This window comes from uncultured Apibacter sp. (genome assembly GCF_946479295.1).
GTDB lineage: Bacteria > Bacteroidota > Bacteroidia > Flavobacteriales > Weeksellaceae > Apibacter.
This window is the reverse complement of sequence record NZ_CAMLFD010000012.1, coordinates 35,372-52,318: the sequence shown is the minus strand read 5'-3', so window position 1 is coordinate 52,318 and position 16,947 is coordinate 35,372. Positions and strand designations below refer to the sequence as shown.

Genomic DNA, 16,947 nt, shown 5'->3' with positions numbered 1-16,947 from the left:
AATTTTTTTTTCTTATCAATACGAGTAAGTTCATTAAGGATTTTATATTAGATTCATTTTATCATATTTTAATGACAATTTTTTTACTTTTTTGAGAATTGTACAGTTAGACTATTTTATTTAGTTATTAGAAATATAACTTTTCGCTTACGTTCAACTTATTACTAGATTATCTATTTTATAGAATTTCAAAATATAAAGATCATAGAAAAAATGCATTTGATTAAAGAGTTTATTTAGCTCAATTAATTATAATATTAAAGAAGCATTAGATTTTAGGATAAAATAAAAATCTAATGCTTCCTAAATTACTTTTTTATGTTTTAATAACCGCTATTTTCAATAATAAAATAAAGCAAAAATTCAAGCATCAATAATTACTATTGGTCAATTATTATATTATCCAATCACGTGAGCTGCATCAAGCACAATTTTTATAAGAAATAGTAAAGATACTATATAAACTGTAGGAGTAACTTCTTTATATCTTCCACCAAAAACTTTTAAAAATGTAAAACTAAGCATACCAAATACAATTCCTTCAGCTATGCTAAAAGTAAACGGCATAAAAATTATAGTTAAAAAAGCGGGTAATCCTTCTGTTACGTCTGAAAAATCGATTTTTACAACTGATGAAATCATAAAAAGTCCCACAATTATTAAAGCTGGAGCAGTTGCGGCTGCCGGAACGAGTAAAAATATTGGTGCTAAAAACAATGCTAAGATAAACATAAATGCCGTACTTAACGCTGTTAAACCGGTTCTTCCGCCTGAAGCTACCCCTGAGGCACTTTCAACATAAGAAGTTATAGTACTTGTACCCAATATTGCACCTACTGTTGTACCTAAAGCATCCGAAAATAATGCTTTTTTCATTTGTGGAAAATTTCCTTCCTCATCTGTTAATCCTAATTTGGAAACTACTCCTATTAGGGTTCCGATCGTGTCAAATAAATTAACAAATAAAAAGGTAAATACGACAATAAGCATATCTACTGAAAATATCTTATCCCAACCTTCGGAAGAAAACATGGGCTCGATCGCTTTACCGAATATCGGTTTAATTGATGGAGGCATACTTACAAAAGATTTCGGAAGGTTTATATCTCCAAGTAAATAGCTAAATACTGTTGATACCACAATTCCGGCCAATATAGATCCATTTATATTACGTGAATGTAAAACAGCTGTTACAAATAAGCCCGCAAAAGCAATCCAAACTGAGTGCATTTTGAAATCCCCTAGGGCAAGAAATGTATTCGGATCAGAAACAATAATGTTCGCTCCTTTTAATCCTATTAATGTAATAAATAATCCAATTCCAACCGGAATAGCCTCCTTAAGAACTTTGGGAATGCTTTTTACAATCATTTCTCTAATGTTGAGAAAGGTTAGTAAAATAAAAATTATGCCTTCAATGAATACTGCAGTTAAAGCAAATTGCCAAGAATATCCTAGTCCTAAAACAACAGAGAAAGCAAAAAAACTGTTCAATCCCATTCCCGGCCCCTGAGCGATTGGTAATTTGGCAAGTATTCCCATTAAGAAAGTAGCAAATATAATGGCAAGTGCAGTCCCGGTAAAGAGAGCCTCCTTGTCCATTCCTGTTTCCGATAAAATACTTGGATTTACAATTAACGCGTAGGACATAGTTAAAAAAGTTATAACACCCGCTATTAATTCTTTTTTAACAGTTGTTCCTTTTTCGGATAGCTTAAAGTATCCATCTAAAAAAGTTTTCATGTTATCAGTCTAGTTTAGTTTAGTAAAAAACAAAAGTACTAACAAAAAAATGATACAAGCCTTATTTTTTTATAAATCTTAATTATTTTATTAACTATTTATCTAGCATATATAGTAAATTATTCCGGATCATTTATTTATTCAACTAAGAGGTAATTCATTAAAATCTAAAGTAAATAGCTCCTCAGGTATAATGGTGTTAGGATAAACCTTTTCTGCTTCTTCTTTAAAAACAGAAAGATCTGTGTACCGATTAGAAAAATGCCCTAATATTAGCAATTTCACCTTTGCACCTTTTGCTATTTGCGCTGCTTGGTAGGCTGTAGTATGACCTGTTTTACTTGCCAGCTCTTTTAAATCATCTAAAAATGTAGCTTCATGATATAAAACATCCGTTCCTTTTATTTGGGATATAATGTGAGGAATAAATTTCGTATCTGAGCAAAAGGCATAACTAAAAGAATGTTTAGGAGGTAAGGTTAAAAATTCATTTTTTATTATTTCACCTTTTTCTGAGATAAAGTCTTTACCCAATTTTAAGTTATGATAATCACATGTTTGGATTTCCGGATATAAATTGATCACATCCATATTTAGCTTTCTCGGTTTTACCTTTTCTTTAAATAAAAAACCATTTGTATAAATGCGATGATTTAATGGAATAGTCCATACACTCATTTTATTATCTTCGTAAATCAATTCACTTTCTTGAGAGGTTAACTCAATGAAATTAATTTCAAAATAATTAATGCTTTCGGTTAGTAGTAACTGAGTTTCAATTAATTTCTTTATACCTCTGGGACCATAAATATGTAAGGGCTCAGTTCTTCCCAATAAATGAAAAGAAGATATAAGTCCAATTAATCCAAATACATGATCTCCATGCAAATGAGATATAAATATGTTGTTAATACTGGTAAACTTAACTTTTGCTTTTCTTAGTTGTACTTGAGTTCCTTCACCACAATCAATTAAAAAATTTTCATTTCCACAACGTAATAATTGAGAAGTAGGATTTGTGCGTATAGTTGGAATTGCAGAATTAAAACCTAAAATAGTAAGTTCCATAAAATTTATATCGTGTTTTTTAATAGTAATAAACTATTTACTCACTAATATTTTTCATAAAAATACATGATTTTTTTCATTTGTTAAATAAAAATATGATATTTAAAGGTATTTTTTTTTTCTTTTTTTTTTCTTTTTTAAAGCATATTTACAAATATAAGACTAAAAATGGGATATAAATTCAGCTATTTTCTTTATAATAACTCACTAAATACCAATATATTACACACACTATTAAATGTTTTTTCATAAAAAACATTTTATTTATAACAATTCAAATATATTATTCTTATATTACTCACCTCAATAAAATAAAACATAATGAAAATACTAAAAAGTCTTTACGTACAAGTTATAATCGCCATAATTATAGGTATTTTTATAGGCTATTTTTTCCCGAGTGAAGATACTGTAGTTAATGGTGTCAAACAACATAGTGTTGGACTCGGTGAAATGCTGAAACCATTGGGGGACGGATTTATCAAGCTAATTAAGATGATTGTAGGACCTTTGATTTTTTGCACTATTGTACTTGGAATTGCAGGCATGGAAGATACTAAAAAGGTTGGTAAGGTTGGTTTAACAGCTATTGTTTATTTTGAAATTATGACAACAATAGCCTTAATAATCGGCTTAATTTTCGTAAATGTATTAAAACCCGGAGATGGTATGCATGTAGATCCTTATGCTCTGGACTCTTCATCTATGTCCGTTTATATAGAAAAAAGCAAAGAAGATCATGGAATTGTAGGATTTATTTTAGATATGATTCCAGAAAACGTTATTGCTTCTATAGCTTCAAATAATTTATTGCAAGTTTTAGTTTTTGCGATTTTATTTGGTTTTGCCATGACTAAAATCGGAACTAAAGCCTCTAAACCGGTTTTATCCGTATTGCAATCTTTTCTAGATGGGCTTTTTGCTATAATTAAAATAATTATGTATTTGGCCCCTTTAGGTGCTATGGGAGCTATGGGATATACAATAGGCGTATACGGATTAAAAGCTTTAAGTAACTTAGGAATGTTGATCCTATGTTTTTATTTAACTTGTATTGTATTTATATGCGGAGTAATCGGTGCAGTTCTTTATTACAATAAAGTTAATATTTTTAAATTTATACGCTATATTAAAGAAGAACTTTTAATTGTTCTAGGAACTTCTTCTTCAGAATCTGCTTTGCCGGGTATAATGAGTAAAATGGAGAAAATAGGGTGTTCTAAGTCGGTGGTAGGCTTGGTAATTCCTACCGGATATTCATTCAATTTGGATGGAACCTCCATTTATCTTACTATGGCTGCTGTATTTATTTCACAAGCCCTAGATATGCATTTGAACTTACAACAGGAAATAACCCTTCTTTTAGTGTTACTTTTAACTTCTAAAGGAGCCGCTGGTGTTACTGGTAGTGGATTTATTACTCTTGCAGCCACTTTGCCGGTGGTTGGACATGTTCCTGTAGAAGCTGTCGCTTTAATATTTGGAATTGACAAATTTATGAGTGAAGCTAGAGCATTAACCAATTTAATAGGTAATGCAGCTGCCACTATCATAGTTGCCAGAAGAGAAAATGAATTTGATTATACCAAAGCAGAAACTATTTTAATTTCAAATAAGTCTTAACTTACTAATTATTTATTAAAAAATCTGCGCATAAAATTTAATTTATAAGAGCCTTTATCTTTATAAAAACTCAGATTATATTAATTAAATAAAGTTATAAAAATAATAATTTTAAAGTCCTGGTAATTTTTATTAGGACTTTTTATATATACCTAATATACTATAATTTATAAACTGATTCTTTTATTTTAAATATTGACTAAATCCAAATACTATTGATATATTTTTCAATTTTATAATATTAGATTGATTTTCAATCTTTAATACTAAATATAAATTTTGTAAAAACTGATATGCCTAATCTACTTTATTTTTATAGATACAAATAGCTATTTAGTTATGAAGGTAGATTAATATTTTATTACAAACCATAAAAACTAAAAGGTTATTCCAATGCTTGGAATAACCTTTTTCTACTTAAATAATCTCTATTATTTCTTTGAATCCTCAATTGAGAGCTTTCTAAATTCTTTGAGAGCTTTTTCGATAGCTAAAGAGGTTTTTCTGGCTCTAGTTCCGGCTGCCTTGTTGCCATTTTCTACTTGCATTTCTGCATCTTTTTGAAAATCTGCAATCAGATTGTTGATGTTTTCTAATAAATTTTTCATTGTTCCAATTGTTTTTAAATTAGAGGTGCCAAATATAACAATTAATACAATGCAAACAGAGTAACTATAATTTCTGCAATCCTACTCTACTCCAATGCTGTCATTTTTAAAATGGTATCAACTTTAGAATAGGTCAGTCAAGTATATATCGATTTATTGTACATTTGGAGAAAGCTATTCCTTAAAATTATATCTTTTATCAAATAATTTGCAATTAATCATTCTCTTTTATAATATTGTTGCCCGTCACATATAATACAATATATAAGAACATCAATGAAAGAAAGAATTAAAAAACCTTATTATGCTTTTGATCCTAATAAAGCTAATTTTCTATTTGAGCGAACATTTATTTACGATTCTCAACAGGCGTTGTTTGCAAAAATTCCACGCATTATTCATCGTCTATATTTACCTAAATATGCATTCATGATATTGGCTGGTTCAGTCATTGCTTTTATATTGGTAGGTTTTCTTTTTTCAACTTTTTTTACTTTAACTAAGGGCTTAACAAGGCTTTTTAGTTTAATCCCATTAATTGGAACAGTTGCTATAATCTATCTTGTTAGACGCTACGTACAAATCTATCTGGAAATACGCTCAATTAAAAAGCTTTACAAAAAAGTTAAATGGCCAGTTGAATGTTATTGTGCTTTTTTTCAAGAAGGCATTTATATAAAATCGATCGACATAGAAGGTGTATTCTATTGGGAGGATTTTATGGACTTAGGATGCAGTAAAGAGGCTTTATTTTTTCATTTTTGTCCTGCATGTACAGAAAGTGGAAAATTTTTCAAACAATACTATCCTTATTTAGACAATGTCTACATCTTTATTGATGGTGATGAGAAAGTACTTAAATTTATAAGACTGTGGACTTAGGAGGCAATAAAGAGGCTTTAGTTTTTCATTTTTGCCGTGAAGAATTCAAACAATATTATCCTCGTTTAGATAACGTCTACATCTTTATTGATGGTGATGAGAAAGTACTTAAATTTATAAGACTGATAACCTAGTTGGTGATCTAGTCGCTTTTAAATAATGATCTAAAAAAGGTAAATCTTGATTTTATATTATTCAAACTTATTTGATTAGTTATATTCTTTTGTAAATAAGGGATAATACGCTCTATTAGCTTACCACTTAATTGTAGTAAAAAAGGTGATTATTATATGTTAAAAAGTAGTATAAAATTTAATCGTTGATAGTGTCATTATATAAGAAATACTCTAAAAATTATAGAGTTAAAAAAATAAATGATGAATGAATTTGATTAATTAAAATCATATTATCCTGCTTTTTCAAAGTCAGAAAATAAAGCGATTTACTTCTTAATTAAACTGAACAATTCTATAATTCTAAATTTCACTTATCTGATTTTATATCGTACCTTTGCACTTTACAAGTTATATTGGATTTACAGGAAAGAAATTGATTGTAAATAAACGATATATAAAAAAACACATTTATTTAATAAAATATAGAAAATAATTAATATTCCTTTAATTTTTTTGAATTAATCAATGAGCGAAATGAAAAAGATATATTTGGATAGTGCCGCTTCAACGGTAATCGATGAGAGGGTAATTGAAGCAATGATCCAATCAATGAAAGAAGATTTTGGTAACCCATCAGCCATTCATAGTTTTGGACAGGAAAGTAAATCTAAAATTGAAACTGTTCGCAAGAATTTAGCTCAATGGTTACATGTTAATTCAAACGAAATTATTTTTACAAGTTGTGGTACTGAATCCAATAATTTAATTATACGTTCCTGTGTAGAAAATTTGCATATTAGAAGGATAATCACTTCGCCATTGGAACATAAATCTGTTTTAGAAACGGTAAGAGATTTAAAAGAAAAACATCTTGAATTGGAAATAGTCTTTCTTCCTATTTTAAATAAACAAGGAGATTTAGATTTTTCTCACTTAGAAAATTTGCTACAAGATAACATTCCTACTCTGGTCTCTTTAATGCATTCCAATAATGAAATAGGAAATTTGACTGATATAGAATATATTGCAAAATTATGCAAAAAATATAATGCTTTATTCCATTCAGATACAGTGCAAACTATGGCACATTATCCTTTAGATTTTTCTAAAATTCCTGTTGATTTTGCTTCCTGCAGTGCCCATAAATTTCATGGCCCCAAAGGAATAGGTATAGCTTTTATAAGAAAATCGACCGGTTTAAAAGGAATTATGACCGGCGGTGCTCAAGAGCGCAATATGCGTGCCGGTACAGAAAACGTACATAGTATCGTAGGGTTAGGAAAGTCTTTTGATATGGCTATGAAAGAGTTGAATGAGAGGAGAAAAACTATTGAAGAATTGAAACGTTACACCATAGATCAGCTATTAAAAAAGATAAAAGGTGTTTCTTTTAACGGTCACGGGACGGATTTTAATAAAAGTATTTATACGCTTTTAAGTATCTTGCTTCCTTTCCCTAATACCATGGTAGGCTTTCAATTGGATATGAAAGGAGTTGCCGTTTCACAAGGAAGTGCTTGCGCATCAGGAGCCTCTAAGCCATCAAAAACGATGTTACAACTTTACGGTGAAGATGAACTAAAAAACACAACAACTTTACGCATTTCTTTTAGTCATTATAATACTATTGAAGAAATTGATGTACTAATAGACATTCTTTCAGAAATACAAGAAAATAAAGTTAGTACCATCCTTTCCTAAAATGGTTGATTACTGCGCTCAAATTAAAGTTAAAGGTAAAACGTATATGTGAGAAATAGCTATCCTTTGCAGGTTCAAAACCTAATGTTGATTGAATAGGAAGATAAAATTCAAGAAATTCAGGTATAATGTTAAGTTTAATTCCTGTGTCATAAATAAATTTAGTGGGTTTTGCTTTATTATTGTATAAGCCAATATCTGCATAAAGATCTAAAAGCTTCCATAAATGTATTTCCCCGTTTAAAGAGGTAATCCATTTATTAGCAGATTTATCCAATATAGATTTAAAACCTCCTTCTGCCATTATGTATTGTTGATAAAATAGTCCGCTGGTTGCAGATCTTCCTAAATAATCCATATAATTAAAGCTATAATCGGTTATATGATCCACCCCAAAATCAAAATAAGTAGAATTTGAATGATTGGTTATAAAATATCCGCCAAAATATCGCAAGGTTATTTTCTTATTGGGTGCATATTCATGTCTAAAATATATTTCCGAACTAATCTTATTGAACATATTAGAATGTTGAAAATTAGTTTTACTATACCATTCATTAATTAGTCTGTTATCAGAATGGGAATAAGAAATATCAATAAGATTATAATGCGAATAGTCATCTTTTTCCCATAATTTTGAAGGATTTTTTTCTCTCTCAACACTATTAAATGATATTCCTATAGTTCTATTAATTTCTGATCTCGGTCTTTTCTTAAAAAGAAAGTTTAAATTTCCCGAATACTTTTTATAACTCAAATCTTTATCATAATGATAAAAATTATAACCTGATCCTAATGATATTCTCCTAAAAATACCGCTCTCCATATCGTAATTGTAGTTTATAGATGCTGCTCCTGTCAAACTCTTTGTCCCAGTAGAGTATGTTGGAGAAAAAGAATACTCAAACGGTCTTGAAAAAGGAGAACTATTATAAAAGCGTAATCCTAAAATAAATTTATCATAATCATTCCAATTGATATTAGGTTCATAGAAAATTTGTGTATAATTAGGATTATCAACATCTGCATAAAATTTCATCTGTAATTTTTTTTTGTTTTTATAAATTCCTTCTGTATTTAACAAATTATCATTATCATTAATTTCAGGAAAAATATAATTTTTATTAATAAGCAATTTGCTGTAATCACCATTTATAAATGTATATACAGAATCTTTCTTCGTTGAAAAAATCCATTTTTGATTAATTACTTGCTTGTTTTTTTCGGCTGTAATTAAAATTGGCACAGCTAAAGCCGTTTTATTGGTTATACGTATTTTTATATTATTTGTATCGTTTTTATTATCATAGAATTTCTTAATCTTAAAATTGATACGATCATTTGTTGAAATGTATTTTTGAAAGAACCAATCTAAATTTTCATGAGAAACATCTTCCAAGAACTTTTGAAAATATAAAGCATTTACTTCTTTTTCTCTTCTTTCTTGTATAAGTTTTCTAATTGAGCTTTCAAAAATGCCCTGACTTAAATATTCAGATAAAAAATTAAAACTTAATCCCGATTTAAATCCACTTATAATATATTGATTTATATTGCTTAATTCTAAAAAATTTTCATTAATCGGTTGATCATAATTTTGTGTGGCTATATACCTATAACCTAATTTATACCTATCAATTAAAGGGACTTTAGATATAAAAAAATATTTTAGGGGTTTAATTTTCAGTATACTAAAATCATCCGGTAAATCACCCAATAATTTTGTATCAGGATAGTATTTTTTTAGATATTTTAATTGATAGTAAGTAAGCAAACCATTTGAAATCCAATGATATTTATTTTTATCTAATTTAATGATTTGATTAATCGTTAAATATGCAATTTGTTGAAACATTTTAAGGTCAATTTTAATATCATCAGAAAACATGACCCATTCCTTAAGACCAAATAAATTAATATTATCAACTCCTACAAAATTTCGATCTTTTTTTATTTTAGAGCTAATAAATATTTTTGCAGGAAGAGTTCCTAACTTTTCTTTTAAAAATGATAATTCTCTTTGAATATTTTTATAATATAACTCTTTTAATTCTTCTTTAATCGGATATCCTATAGTTACCTCTGTTTGTATTCCATCTATTTCATATAAAAATGATAGAGGCTTATTTTTAGTAAGTAAAACAGTTACTGCATCATAGTTGGTCCCTTTTAAAATATGATCTCCTTCTTTAATCAAATCTCCTTCTATATATAGATCATTAGGATAATAAAAAACTATAGAATAATCTGTTTTTCTATATGGATTAAATTCTGTATCAGTGAAAGATTCCAATTTAGGTTTTGATTTATCAAAGTCTAAAGGTTGTATAAAAAAGTTTTTTAATAAATACGTTCCTTTAGATGAATATCCATATCCTGTAATTTTATCATAAGGTACTTTAATATTGTAGTTCAAATTAAGAGAAATGCTATCATTAGGCAATAAAGGGTTGAAAAGGTTTATTTCATAAAATTCAAAATCTCTAAGTAAAAAAACAGGTTGACGTTTATCTATAAAAATTGTTAAATCATTAATTCTACCTCTATTTAAATATTTTGAAAAATATAAAGATTTATTCCTATCTTCTAACTTTCGTTTTCCTAAAACTGTATTGGTATTAGAATAGGAATTAGCAGCTGCATGCAGATATATTTTATCTAATGTATATCCTGTATTATTAAAAAAAGTTATCTTTTGCTTAACTGATATATTTTTAGTTATGCTATCTAAAGTAGCAGAAATAAATATCTTGTCGCTTTGAGCTAAGCAAAATAAAGGTAAAATGAAAAGTATTATTTTTATTATAATTTTAATTTTCATAGGGGTAAAAAAGTAATCACTAGAAAAACTTGATTATTTGAATCTCACTTCTACAGCTCCAAAACGATATTTTATAATGTCAGCTTCAAAAAATTCAATGTCATCAATAGTATTTAAAATCTTATAAATTTCTTTTTTTAGGACCCCTTTACCTTTTCCATGAATAAAAATTAATTTATTTATTTTATCCATTTTAGCTAACTTTATTTCTTCATTTGCCCGATTAATTTGCTTTTCAAGCATCTGATGAGGTGTTAAATTTTTTACTGAATCAACCAAATTTCCAATATGTAGATCTATAATTCTTTCTTTTTCATTTTTTTTTGCAAATATATTTTTCTTTTTTGAAGAAACATCTTCCTTTTTAGTACTAACATTTGAAATAGCATTATATATATTTTCATATTTTTCAGCTGAAATTATTTTATCTATTGAATAAATAATTTCAAAACCATAGGAATCTAATAACAAAACTTTAGTCCCTGTAATATTTTTTATGATATATCCCCCCTCTTCATCTATTAGTCTTACTTTATCTCCGATTTTCATTTACTATAAATTAATAAAGAAGGCTACCATTTTGATAGCCTTCTCAATTTAGTGATAAATATCTTTATATGTTTTTTATATCTTATTACCTTGGAATCTTATTACTAGCTCCTCTTTTATTTCTGGTAGATGAAGATTCTTTACCTTTATGGTCTTGAGCTACTCTAAATCCTACCCAAACTGCAGATTCATTTTCTAACATATATCTTCTTTGTCCCGGATCTAACCAATAGGATGTATCATTCCAAGAACCTCCTTTTATAACTCTTAAATCATTACTAATTTGAGAGGTTCTTTGTTTAGTATCTTTCTCTAAAACAACTCTACCATTTTTATCCACTATCCAATTTCTAATTGGGGAATTATAAAAACTATATACACCTGTTGAATCTATTACCCCATCTCCTGCTTCTAATGATGATTGAAAATCTCCATCTCTAAAGTTTCTAGCATCATCTACAACTTCGGTTTCAAATTTACCAGATAAATTTCTATATAGTCTTCGTCCATCCGCTAAGGTATCATATTGTATATTTCCATCTTCAACCTTTTTGAATCTTCCTGGACTTCCTGCCTCACTGATAAATTGTTGATAGACATTTCCCCTATAATAATTGAAATCATTATAATCAGTGTCTATTAAAGGTCTATAAACATCTTGCGTCCATTCAGCAACATTTCCGTACATTCCATAAAGACCAAAAGGATTGGAAGGATAAGATCTTACGTCAGAAGTAATAGCATTACCATCATTAGCCCAACCTCCGCTTCCAGAATAATCTCCACTGCCTCCTGATTTAAAATTTGCTTCGAACTGCCCCTTATTTCTACCCTTTTTAGCTCTCATTCTATTAATCATCACATCTTTACCCTCGATAATATTATATTGTCTATTATCAGCTTCAGCTAATGCAGCATATTCCCATTCGGCTTCTGTTGGTAACCTGAATTTTTGTACTAAATTACCTTGTGCACTTTTATTAACAGCAATAATTCTTTCATTTTTACTAGTTATTCCACGCTGTTTAGCTATTTTATCTTGATTAACTATCCCTTCAAGTTCAGGGTCATTATACTTATATTTTTCAACATTAAAGGAATTTGAACCAACATTATTTTCAGGATTACTATAATAATCCTTAGGTATAATACCTTTATTCATTAGTTCTTTTTCATTAGCTCTATCTGTCAACCAATCACAATATCTTTGCGCTTGCAACCAGCTAACTCCCACTACAGGATAATTATCAAACTGAGGAGCTCTAAAATAATCTTCAGAATAAACATCGTTCCTTGATAACTTATTTTTCCATACAAGTGTATCAGGAAGTGCACCGAAATAAATATCTTTATAATTATCTTGCGTTGGAGAATATACGTATTTCAACCAAGTTACATATTCACGATATTCATAGTTGGTTACTTCTGTCTCTCCAATAAAAAAGGACCGAACTTGCATACGATTAGGGGTATTGTTCCAATCATGCATCACATCATCCTTTACTAAACCCATAGTAAATGAACCACCCTCTATAAATACCATTCCTACCCAGCCTTTCTCTGTTTTTTTCTTATTGCTATAAAACCAACCGTTTCTATCATTGGCTTTCCAACCTGTTAAACTTTTTGTGTTTTTAGTACCACCGCCAGGCTTCGTTCTTCTACCACCGCAATTAATTAAGATTAAGGGAATTGAAGAAACAATGAATAATGATAATATGAATTTCCCGATTCTCATTGTATTTATTTTCATAATTTAGATCATGCAAAAATAATATAATATTGTAGAAAGAAAAATTTTTTCTACTTTATATTACATAACCTCAAATAACGTATACTAATATATAAATATTGTACATTTTATAAAATATTATTTATAATTATTCGTTATCATAAAGGTAAATGAAAAGATTTGTATTTTTTTTTATAGCGCTTTATGTTCAAGCGCTTTTATTATCAGTTAAAGGTCAAACCATTACGATTAATTGGGAGGGTTTAAAATCCACTTCATATTTTACAGGAAATTCAGGAAAGTATCCTTATTTTTCTAATGAAAACTATTCAATTGATGGGGGAATTCCCACTTTATATTATGACAAATTAACAGATTTTAATGGAGATATTTACCTTTCTAATTTACAATGGAGGCAAATTGAAAAGTCGCAATTGGGTGATATTCCTATAAATTTAATTCCCGCAGTTGATCAATTCAGCGCATCGATAACAAAGTCTCGAGATCAAAAATTTATTTCTGTTTCAATCAAAACCTTTAAAAAAATTGATAATACTTTTTTCCAACTTGTAAGTTTTACCATAGATAAAAAAAGTACTCTTTTAAAAAATATTTCAACTTTGGAGTCGAATTTAAATACTGAAAGTATTTTACAGAACGGAGAATGGTATAAAATAAAACTATCTAAAACAGGAATTTATAAAATAGATTATAATTTTTTAAAATCTTTAGGAATAAATGTTAATTCAATAAATCCAAAAACCATACGAATTTTTGGTAATGGGGGTAAAATGTTACCTGAGCCGACTTCTGATTTTCGATATGAAAATTTAAAAGAGAATGCAATCTATGTTTCCGGCGAAGAGGATGGAGCTTTTAATGCCGATGATTATATTTTATTTTATGGACAAGGCCCTGACTATTGGATAAGAGAATCAACCATTAAACACAAAAAAAACATCTATGAAGATTATGCATACTATTTTATTAATATAAATCAATCTCCCGGAAAAAGAATTTCAACAATAGCTTATAAGACTCCTAATGACAAAATTTATACAGAATACGATGACCATCAATTTTATGAAGAAGATTTATACAATTTAAATCAAGTAGGAAAAATTTGGGTGGGAGAAAATTTAAGTATAAAAAATAATAAAGTAGTTGATTTTACAGTACACGATTTGGTTTCTGCTTCAAATATAATCTGTAATTACTCATGGGTTTCAAGAAATGCAACTAATGGAAAGTTAATCGTCTTATTCAATGATACCCCTTTATATTCGACTATTCTACAGCCGCTAAGTACTGAACTTGATTTTGCAATCGGTAAGCAAACGAAAACCTTTACTTCCAATAAAAATCAATTAAAATTTACTTTAGAATTTGATAATTCTTCCAATCCATCAGCTGAACTATATCCTGATTATTTGGAGGTTATTTTTAAGCAAAAACTTAAATTTAATGGAAGCCAAATGAATTTTAGGACATTTGATGTTATTGAAAACGGGAAAATATACGGATTTAATTTTTCTCCTTCGGAAGCGTTTGAAGTTTGGGATGTTTCAGATATCGTAAATGCAAAAAAATTAGAAAGGGCAACAGGCACATATAATTTTTCTTATCAATTTTCCTCTACTGTTTTCAAAAATGAAATGGTTGCATTCAAACATGCTGCAGCTTACATACCAACTGCAATTGGAAAAATTTCAAATCAAGCTTTACATTCAATCTCCAATCCAGATTATATTATAATAACAATTCCTGAATTTGTCTCACAAGCAAATCGCATAAAAAATCTACATCAAACTAATAACAATCTCAAAGTAGAAGTTGTGACCGTAAATCAAATTTATAATGAATTTAGTTCCGGAGGGCAGGATTTAACTGCAATAAGAGATTTTTTAAGATATTTATACAAAAAAGATAATCAAAAATTAAAGTATGTATTGCTCTTGGGAGCCAGTTCGTATGATCTGAAAAATAAAACCGGAAAAGGATATAATCTCATTCCTACTTATCATAGTTATGAAAGTTCAGGCATAAACTATTCATATGCAACGGATGATTATATTACCATTTTGGATGATAACGAAGCGAAAATGATCGATGAAAATGCTAATCTCTCTTCATCTCAACTTGATATTGCAGTGGGAAGAATGATCGCAAAAGATTTAGATGAAGCAACACTATGCGTAGATAAAAGTGTGAAATATATGAATGGAAATTCTTCACAAGGTTCACCTTTCGGTGACTGGAGATTAAAAACCTCCCTTATCGTTGACATTGATAGTGAAAATAATTTTCATAAAAAAATAGAAGAAACAATCGCCCAAAATATTTTTGAAAAGAGTTTAAAAGAATATACTTTGAGCAAGCTTTATATCGACTCTTATAAAGCAGACTACACCTCTGGGGGAGCCCGATTTCCACAGGTTACTACCGCAATAAAAAATGCTTTTAACAACGGCAATTTAGTAATAAATTATTTTGGGCACGGCGGTCCGCTTTCAATTTCTCAATACAGATTATTTACTAAAGAAGATATTAAAAGTTTGACTAACTTTAATAACGATTTCTCTCGATTACCTTTATTTATTACTATCTCTTGTGATGTATCCATCTGGGATAATCCTACATTAAACTCTTTTGGAGATATGTTATATCTTAAAAAAAATGGAGGTGCTTATGCGATGATTACTACAAACAGAGCTTTATCTATATATTACGGACTAACAATGAATCCAATATTAATGAAATATATTTTTAGTTCGGATTCCAATGATAAAAAATATATAGCTTTGGGGGAAGCCTTACGTTTATCAAAAAAAGAATTTAGACATGGAGATAATCGAAAAATATCTTTATTGGGTGATCCTGCTCAATCTCTCGCATATCCAAAACGTAAAATAAAATTAACTAAAATAAATGGAAAAGATGCGGACAATTTTTCTGAGACCATAAGAGCTTTAGATTTTATAACATTAGAAGGACAAGTCTTAGACGAGAATGATAAACCAGACACATCTTTTTCTGGTAGTATACAAACCATACTTTATGATAAACCCATTGAAAAGAAAACCCTCAATAACTTCAATCTAAACTCTTTAAATCCTCCACTTGAATATAAAGAACAAAACAACTCTATTTATAAAGTTGGTTCTCAAGTTAAAAATGGAAATTTTAAAATAGAATTTTATGTACCTAAAGACATAAATTACGAAGTAGGGAAAGGAAAATTGATTTTATATTCAGACAATTCTAAAATTGACGCTTTTAATTATAAATATGATCTAAAAATTGGTGATATTAATCCTAATGGCATTAACGATGATGAAGGACCGAAAATAGGATTATATATGAATAATTTAAATTTCGCTAACGGAGGTTTAACAGATCGATCACCATATCTTTTGGCATGTATTACAGACAGTACGGGTATTAACTCAACCGGGTTAGGAATCGGTCATGATATTACAGGAATATTAAATAACAACGTGAATGGTACTATTATTCTGAATGACTTCTTTACCGGAGGAGAATCATCTCCTTGTTTAAATCCAAAATTGAAAGATTATCAGAAAGGCAAAGTTTGGTACAGATTATATGATTTGGATCCCGGAAACCATACCATTACTTTTAAAGTATGGGATATTAATAATAATTCATCTACAGCAACGTTAGACTTTTTAGTCGTAGATAATGGTGATCAGGGGTTGATTATAAAAAAGCTTCTGAATTGGCCTAATCCTTTTACAACAAAAACTTTTTTCCATTTTGAACATAACTGTCCTGATATTTTAGATGTTCAAGTTCAAATTTTCACTATATCCGGAAAATTAGTTAAAACTATCAATCAAACTGTAACTTCGCAACCTTTTAGTGAAGGGTATAGAACAGATAAATATGGAATCGAATGGGATGGATTGGATGATTATGGAGACAAAATTGGAAAAGGCGTATATGTTTATCGTGTAAAAGTAAAAGGAACATCTGAATTTTGTAAAGGATCTGTTTCTCAAATTGAAAAATTGGTAATATTAAAATAAAATATATTTTTGTAATAAAAAAAGCTATAATTCAAAATAATATTATTTAACTCAA

10 protein-coding genes are annotated in these 16,947 nt (G+C 28.7%); 4 read left to right on the top strand and 6 right to left on the bottom strand.

What is annotated here, in order from left to right; all coding sequences use genetic code 11:
- Positions 1–399 precede the first annotated feature (399 nt).
- Positions 400–1,743: an NCS2 family permease gene (locus Q0T35_RS08245; RefSeq protein WP_295842366.1), complete on the bottom strand. Its 1,344-nt coding sequence runs from the start codon at positions 1,741–1,743 to the stop codon at positions 400–402.
- Between the two features lie 141 nt (positions 1,744–1,884).
- Positions 1,885–2,811 carry a ribonuclease Z gene (locus tag Q0T35_RS08240; protein WP_293919240.1) on the bottom strand — a complete coding sequence of 309 codons (927 nt, stop codon included), beginning with the start codon at positions 2,809–2,811 and terminating at the stop codon, positions 1,885–1,887.
- 321 nt (positions 2,812–3,132) lie between these two features.
- Here Q0T35_RS08240 and dctA point away from each other — a divergent pair, with 321 nt between their 5' ends.
- Entirely contained in the window at positions 3,133–4,434 is a 1,302-nt protein-coding gene (dctA, locus tag Q0T35_RS08235; protein ID WP_295842355.1) for a C4-dicarboxylate transporter DctA, read from the top strand.
- 431 nt (positions 4,435–4,865) lie between these two features.
- Here the strand turns inward: dctA and Q0T35_RS08230 are convergent, their stop codons facing one another.
- Positions 4,866–5,042, bottom strand: coding sequence for a histone H1 (locus Q0T35_RS08230; protein WP_293919394.1), 177 nt, complete (start codon positions 5,040–5,042; stop codon positions 4,866–4,868).
- Positions 5,043–5,318: 276 nt separating this feature from the next.
- Here Q0T35_RS08230 and Q0T35_RS08225 point away from each other — a divergent pair, with 276 nt between their 5' ends.
- Together Q0T35_RS08225 and Q0T35_RS08220 are read left to right on the top strand one after the other, a co-directional pair.
- On the top strand, positions 5,319–5,924 hold the full coding sequence (locus tag Q0T35_RS08225) for a hypothetical protein (protein WP_293918946.1): 606 nt from the start codon (positions 5,319–5,321) through the stop codon (positions 5,922–5,924).
- Positions 5,925–6,574: 650 nt separating this feature from the next.
- Positions 6,575–7,741 (top strand): cysteine desulfurase family protein, encoded by a 1,167-nt coding sequence (locus Q0T35_RS08220; protein WP_295842345.1) that lies wholly within the window; start codon positions 6,575–6,577, stop codon positions 7,739–7,741.
- Here Q0T35_RS08220 and Q0T35_RS08215 read toward each other — a convergent pair.
- From Q0T35_RS08215 to gldJ, 3 genes are all read right to left on the bottom strand, one after another.
- A complete protein-coding gene (locus Q0T35_RS08215; RefSeq protein WP_295842342.1) occupies positions 7,722–10,562 on the bottom strand; it encodes an aminopeptidase in 2,841 nt (946 codons plus the stop codon). The two genes, Q0T35_RS08220 and Q0T35_RS08215, sit on opposite strands and share 20 nt — an antisense overlap.
- Before the next feature lie 33 nt (positions 10,563–10,595).
- Entirely contained in the window at positions 10,596–11,111 is a 516-nt protein-coding gene (locus Q0T35_RS08210; protein ID WP_295842335.1) for a Smr/MutS family protein, read from the bottom strand.
- An 85-nt stretch (positions 11,112–11,196) separates the two neighbouring features.
- Positions 11,197–12,849, bottom strand: a complete 1,653-nt coding sequence (gene gldJ / locus Q0T35_RS08205; RefSeq protein WP_293918947.1) for a gliding motility lipoprotein GldJ — start codon at positions 12,847–12,849, stop codon at positions 11,197–11,199.
- Between the two features lie 164 nt (positions 12,850–13,013).
- Here gldJ and porU point away from each other — a divergent pair, with 164 nt between their 5' ends.
- Positions 13,014–16,892, top strand: a complete 3,879-nt coding sequence (porU, locus tag Q0T35_RS08200; RefSeq protein ID WP_295842329.1) for a type IX secretion system sortase PorU — start codon at positions 13,014–13,016, stop codon at positions 16,890–16,892.
- Positions 16,893–16,947 lie beyond the last annotated feature (55 nt).

Excerpts from the sequence above, each read along its gene's own strand:
- Q0T35_RS08245 (WP_295842366.1), bottom strand. The coding sequence starts at position 1,743 with ATGAAAACTTTTTTAGATGGATACTTTAAGCTATCCGAAAAAGGAACA.
- Q0T35_RS08240 (WP_293919240.1), bottom strand. The coding sequence starts at position 2,811 with ATGGAACTTACTATTTTAGGTTTTAATTCTGCAATTCCAACTATACGC.
- dctA (WP_295842355.1), top strand. The coding sequence starts at position 3,133 with ATGAAAATACTAAAAAGTCTTTACGTACAAGTTATAATCGCCATAATT.
- Q0T35_RS08230 (WP_293919394.1), bottom strand. The coding sequence starts at position 5,042 with ATGAAAAATTTATTAGAAAACATCAACAATCTGATTGCAGATTTTCAA.
- Q0T35_RS08225 (WP_293918946.1), top strand. The coding sequence starts at position 5,319 with ATGAAAGAAAGAATTAAAAAACCTTATTATGCTTTTGATCCTAATAAA.
- Q0T35_RS08220 (WP_295842345.1), top strand. The coding sequence starts at position 6,575 with ATGAAAAAGATATATTTGGATAGTGCCGCTTCAACGGTAATCGATGAG.
- Q0T35_RS08215 (WP_295842342.1), bottom strand. The coding sequence starts at position 10,562 with ATGAAAATTAAAATTATAATAAAAATAATACTTTTCATTTTACCTTTA.
- Q0T35_RS08210 (WP_295842335.1), bottom strand. The coding sequence starts at position 11,111 with ATGAAAATCGGAGATAAAGTAAGACTAATAGATGAAGAGGGGGGATAT.
- gldJ (WP_293918947.1), bottom strand. The coding sequence starts at position 12,849 with ATGAGAATCGGGAAATTCATATTATCATTATTCATTGTTTCTTCAATT.
- porU (WP_295842329.1), top strand. The coding sequence starts at position 13,014 with ATGAAAAGATTTGTATTTTTTTTTATAGCGCTTTATGTTCAAGCGCTT.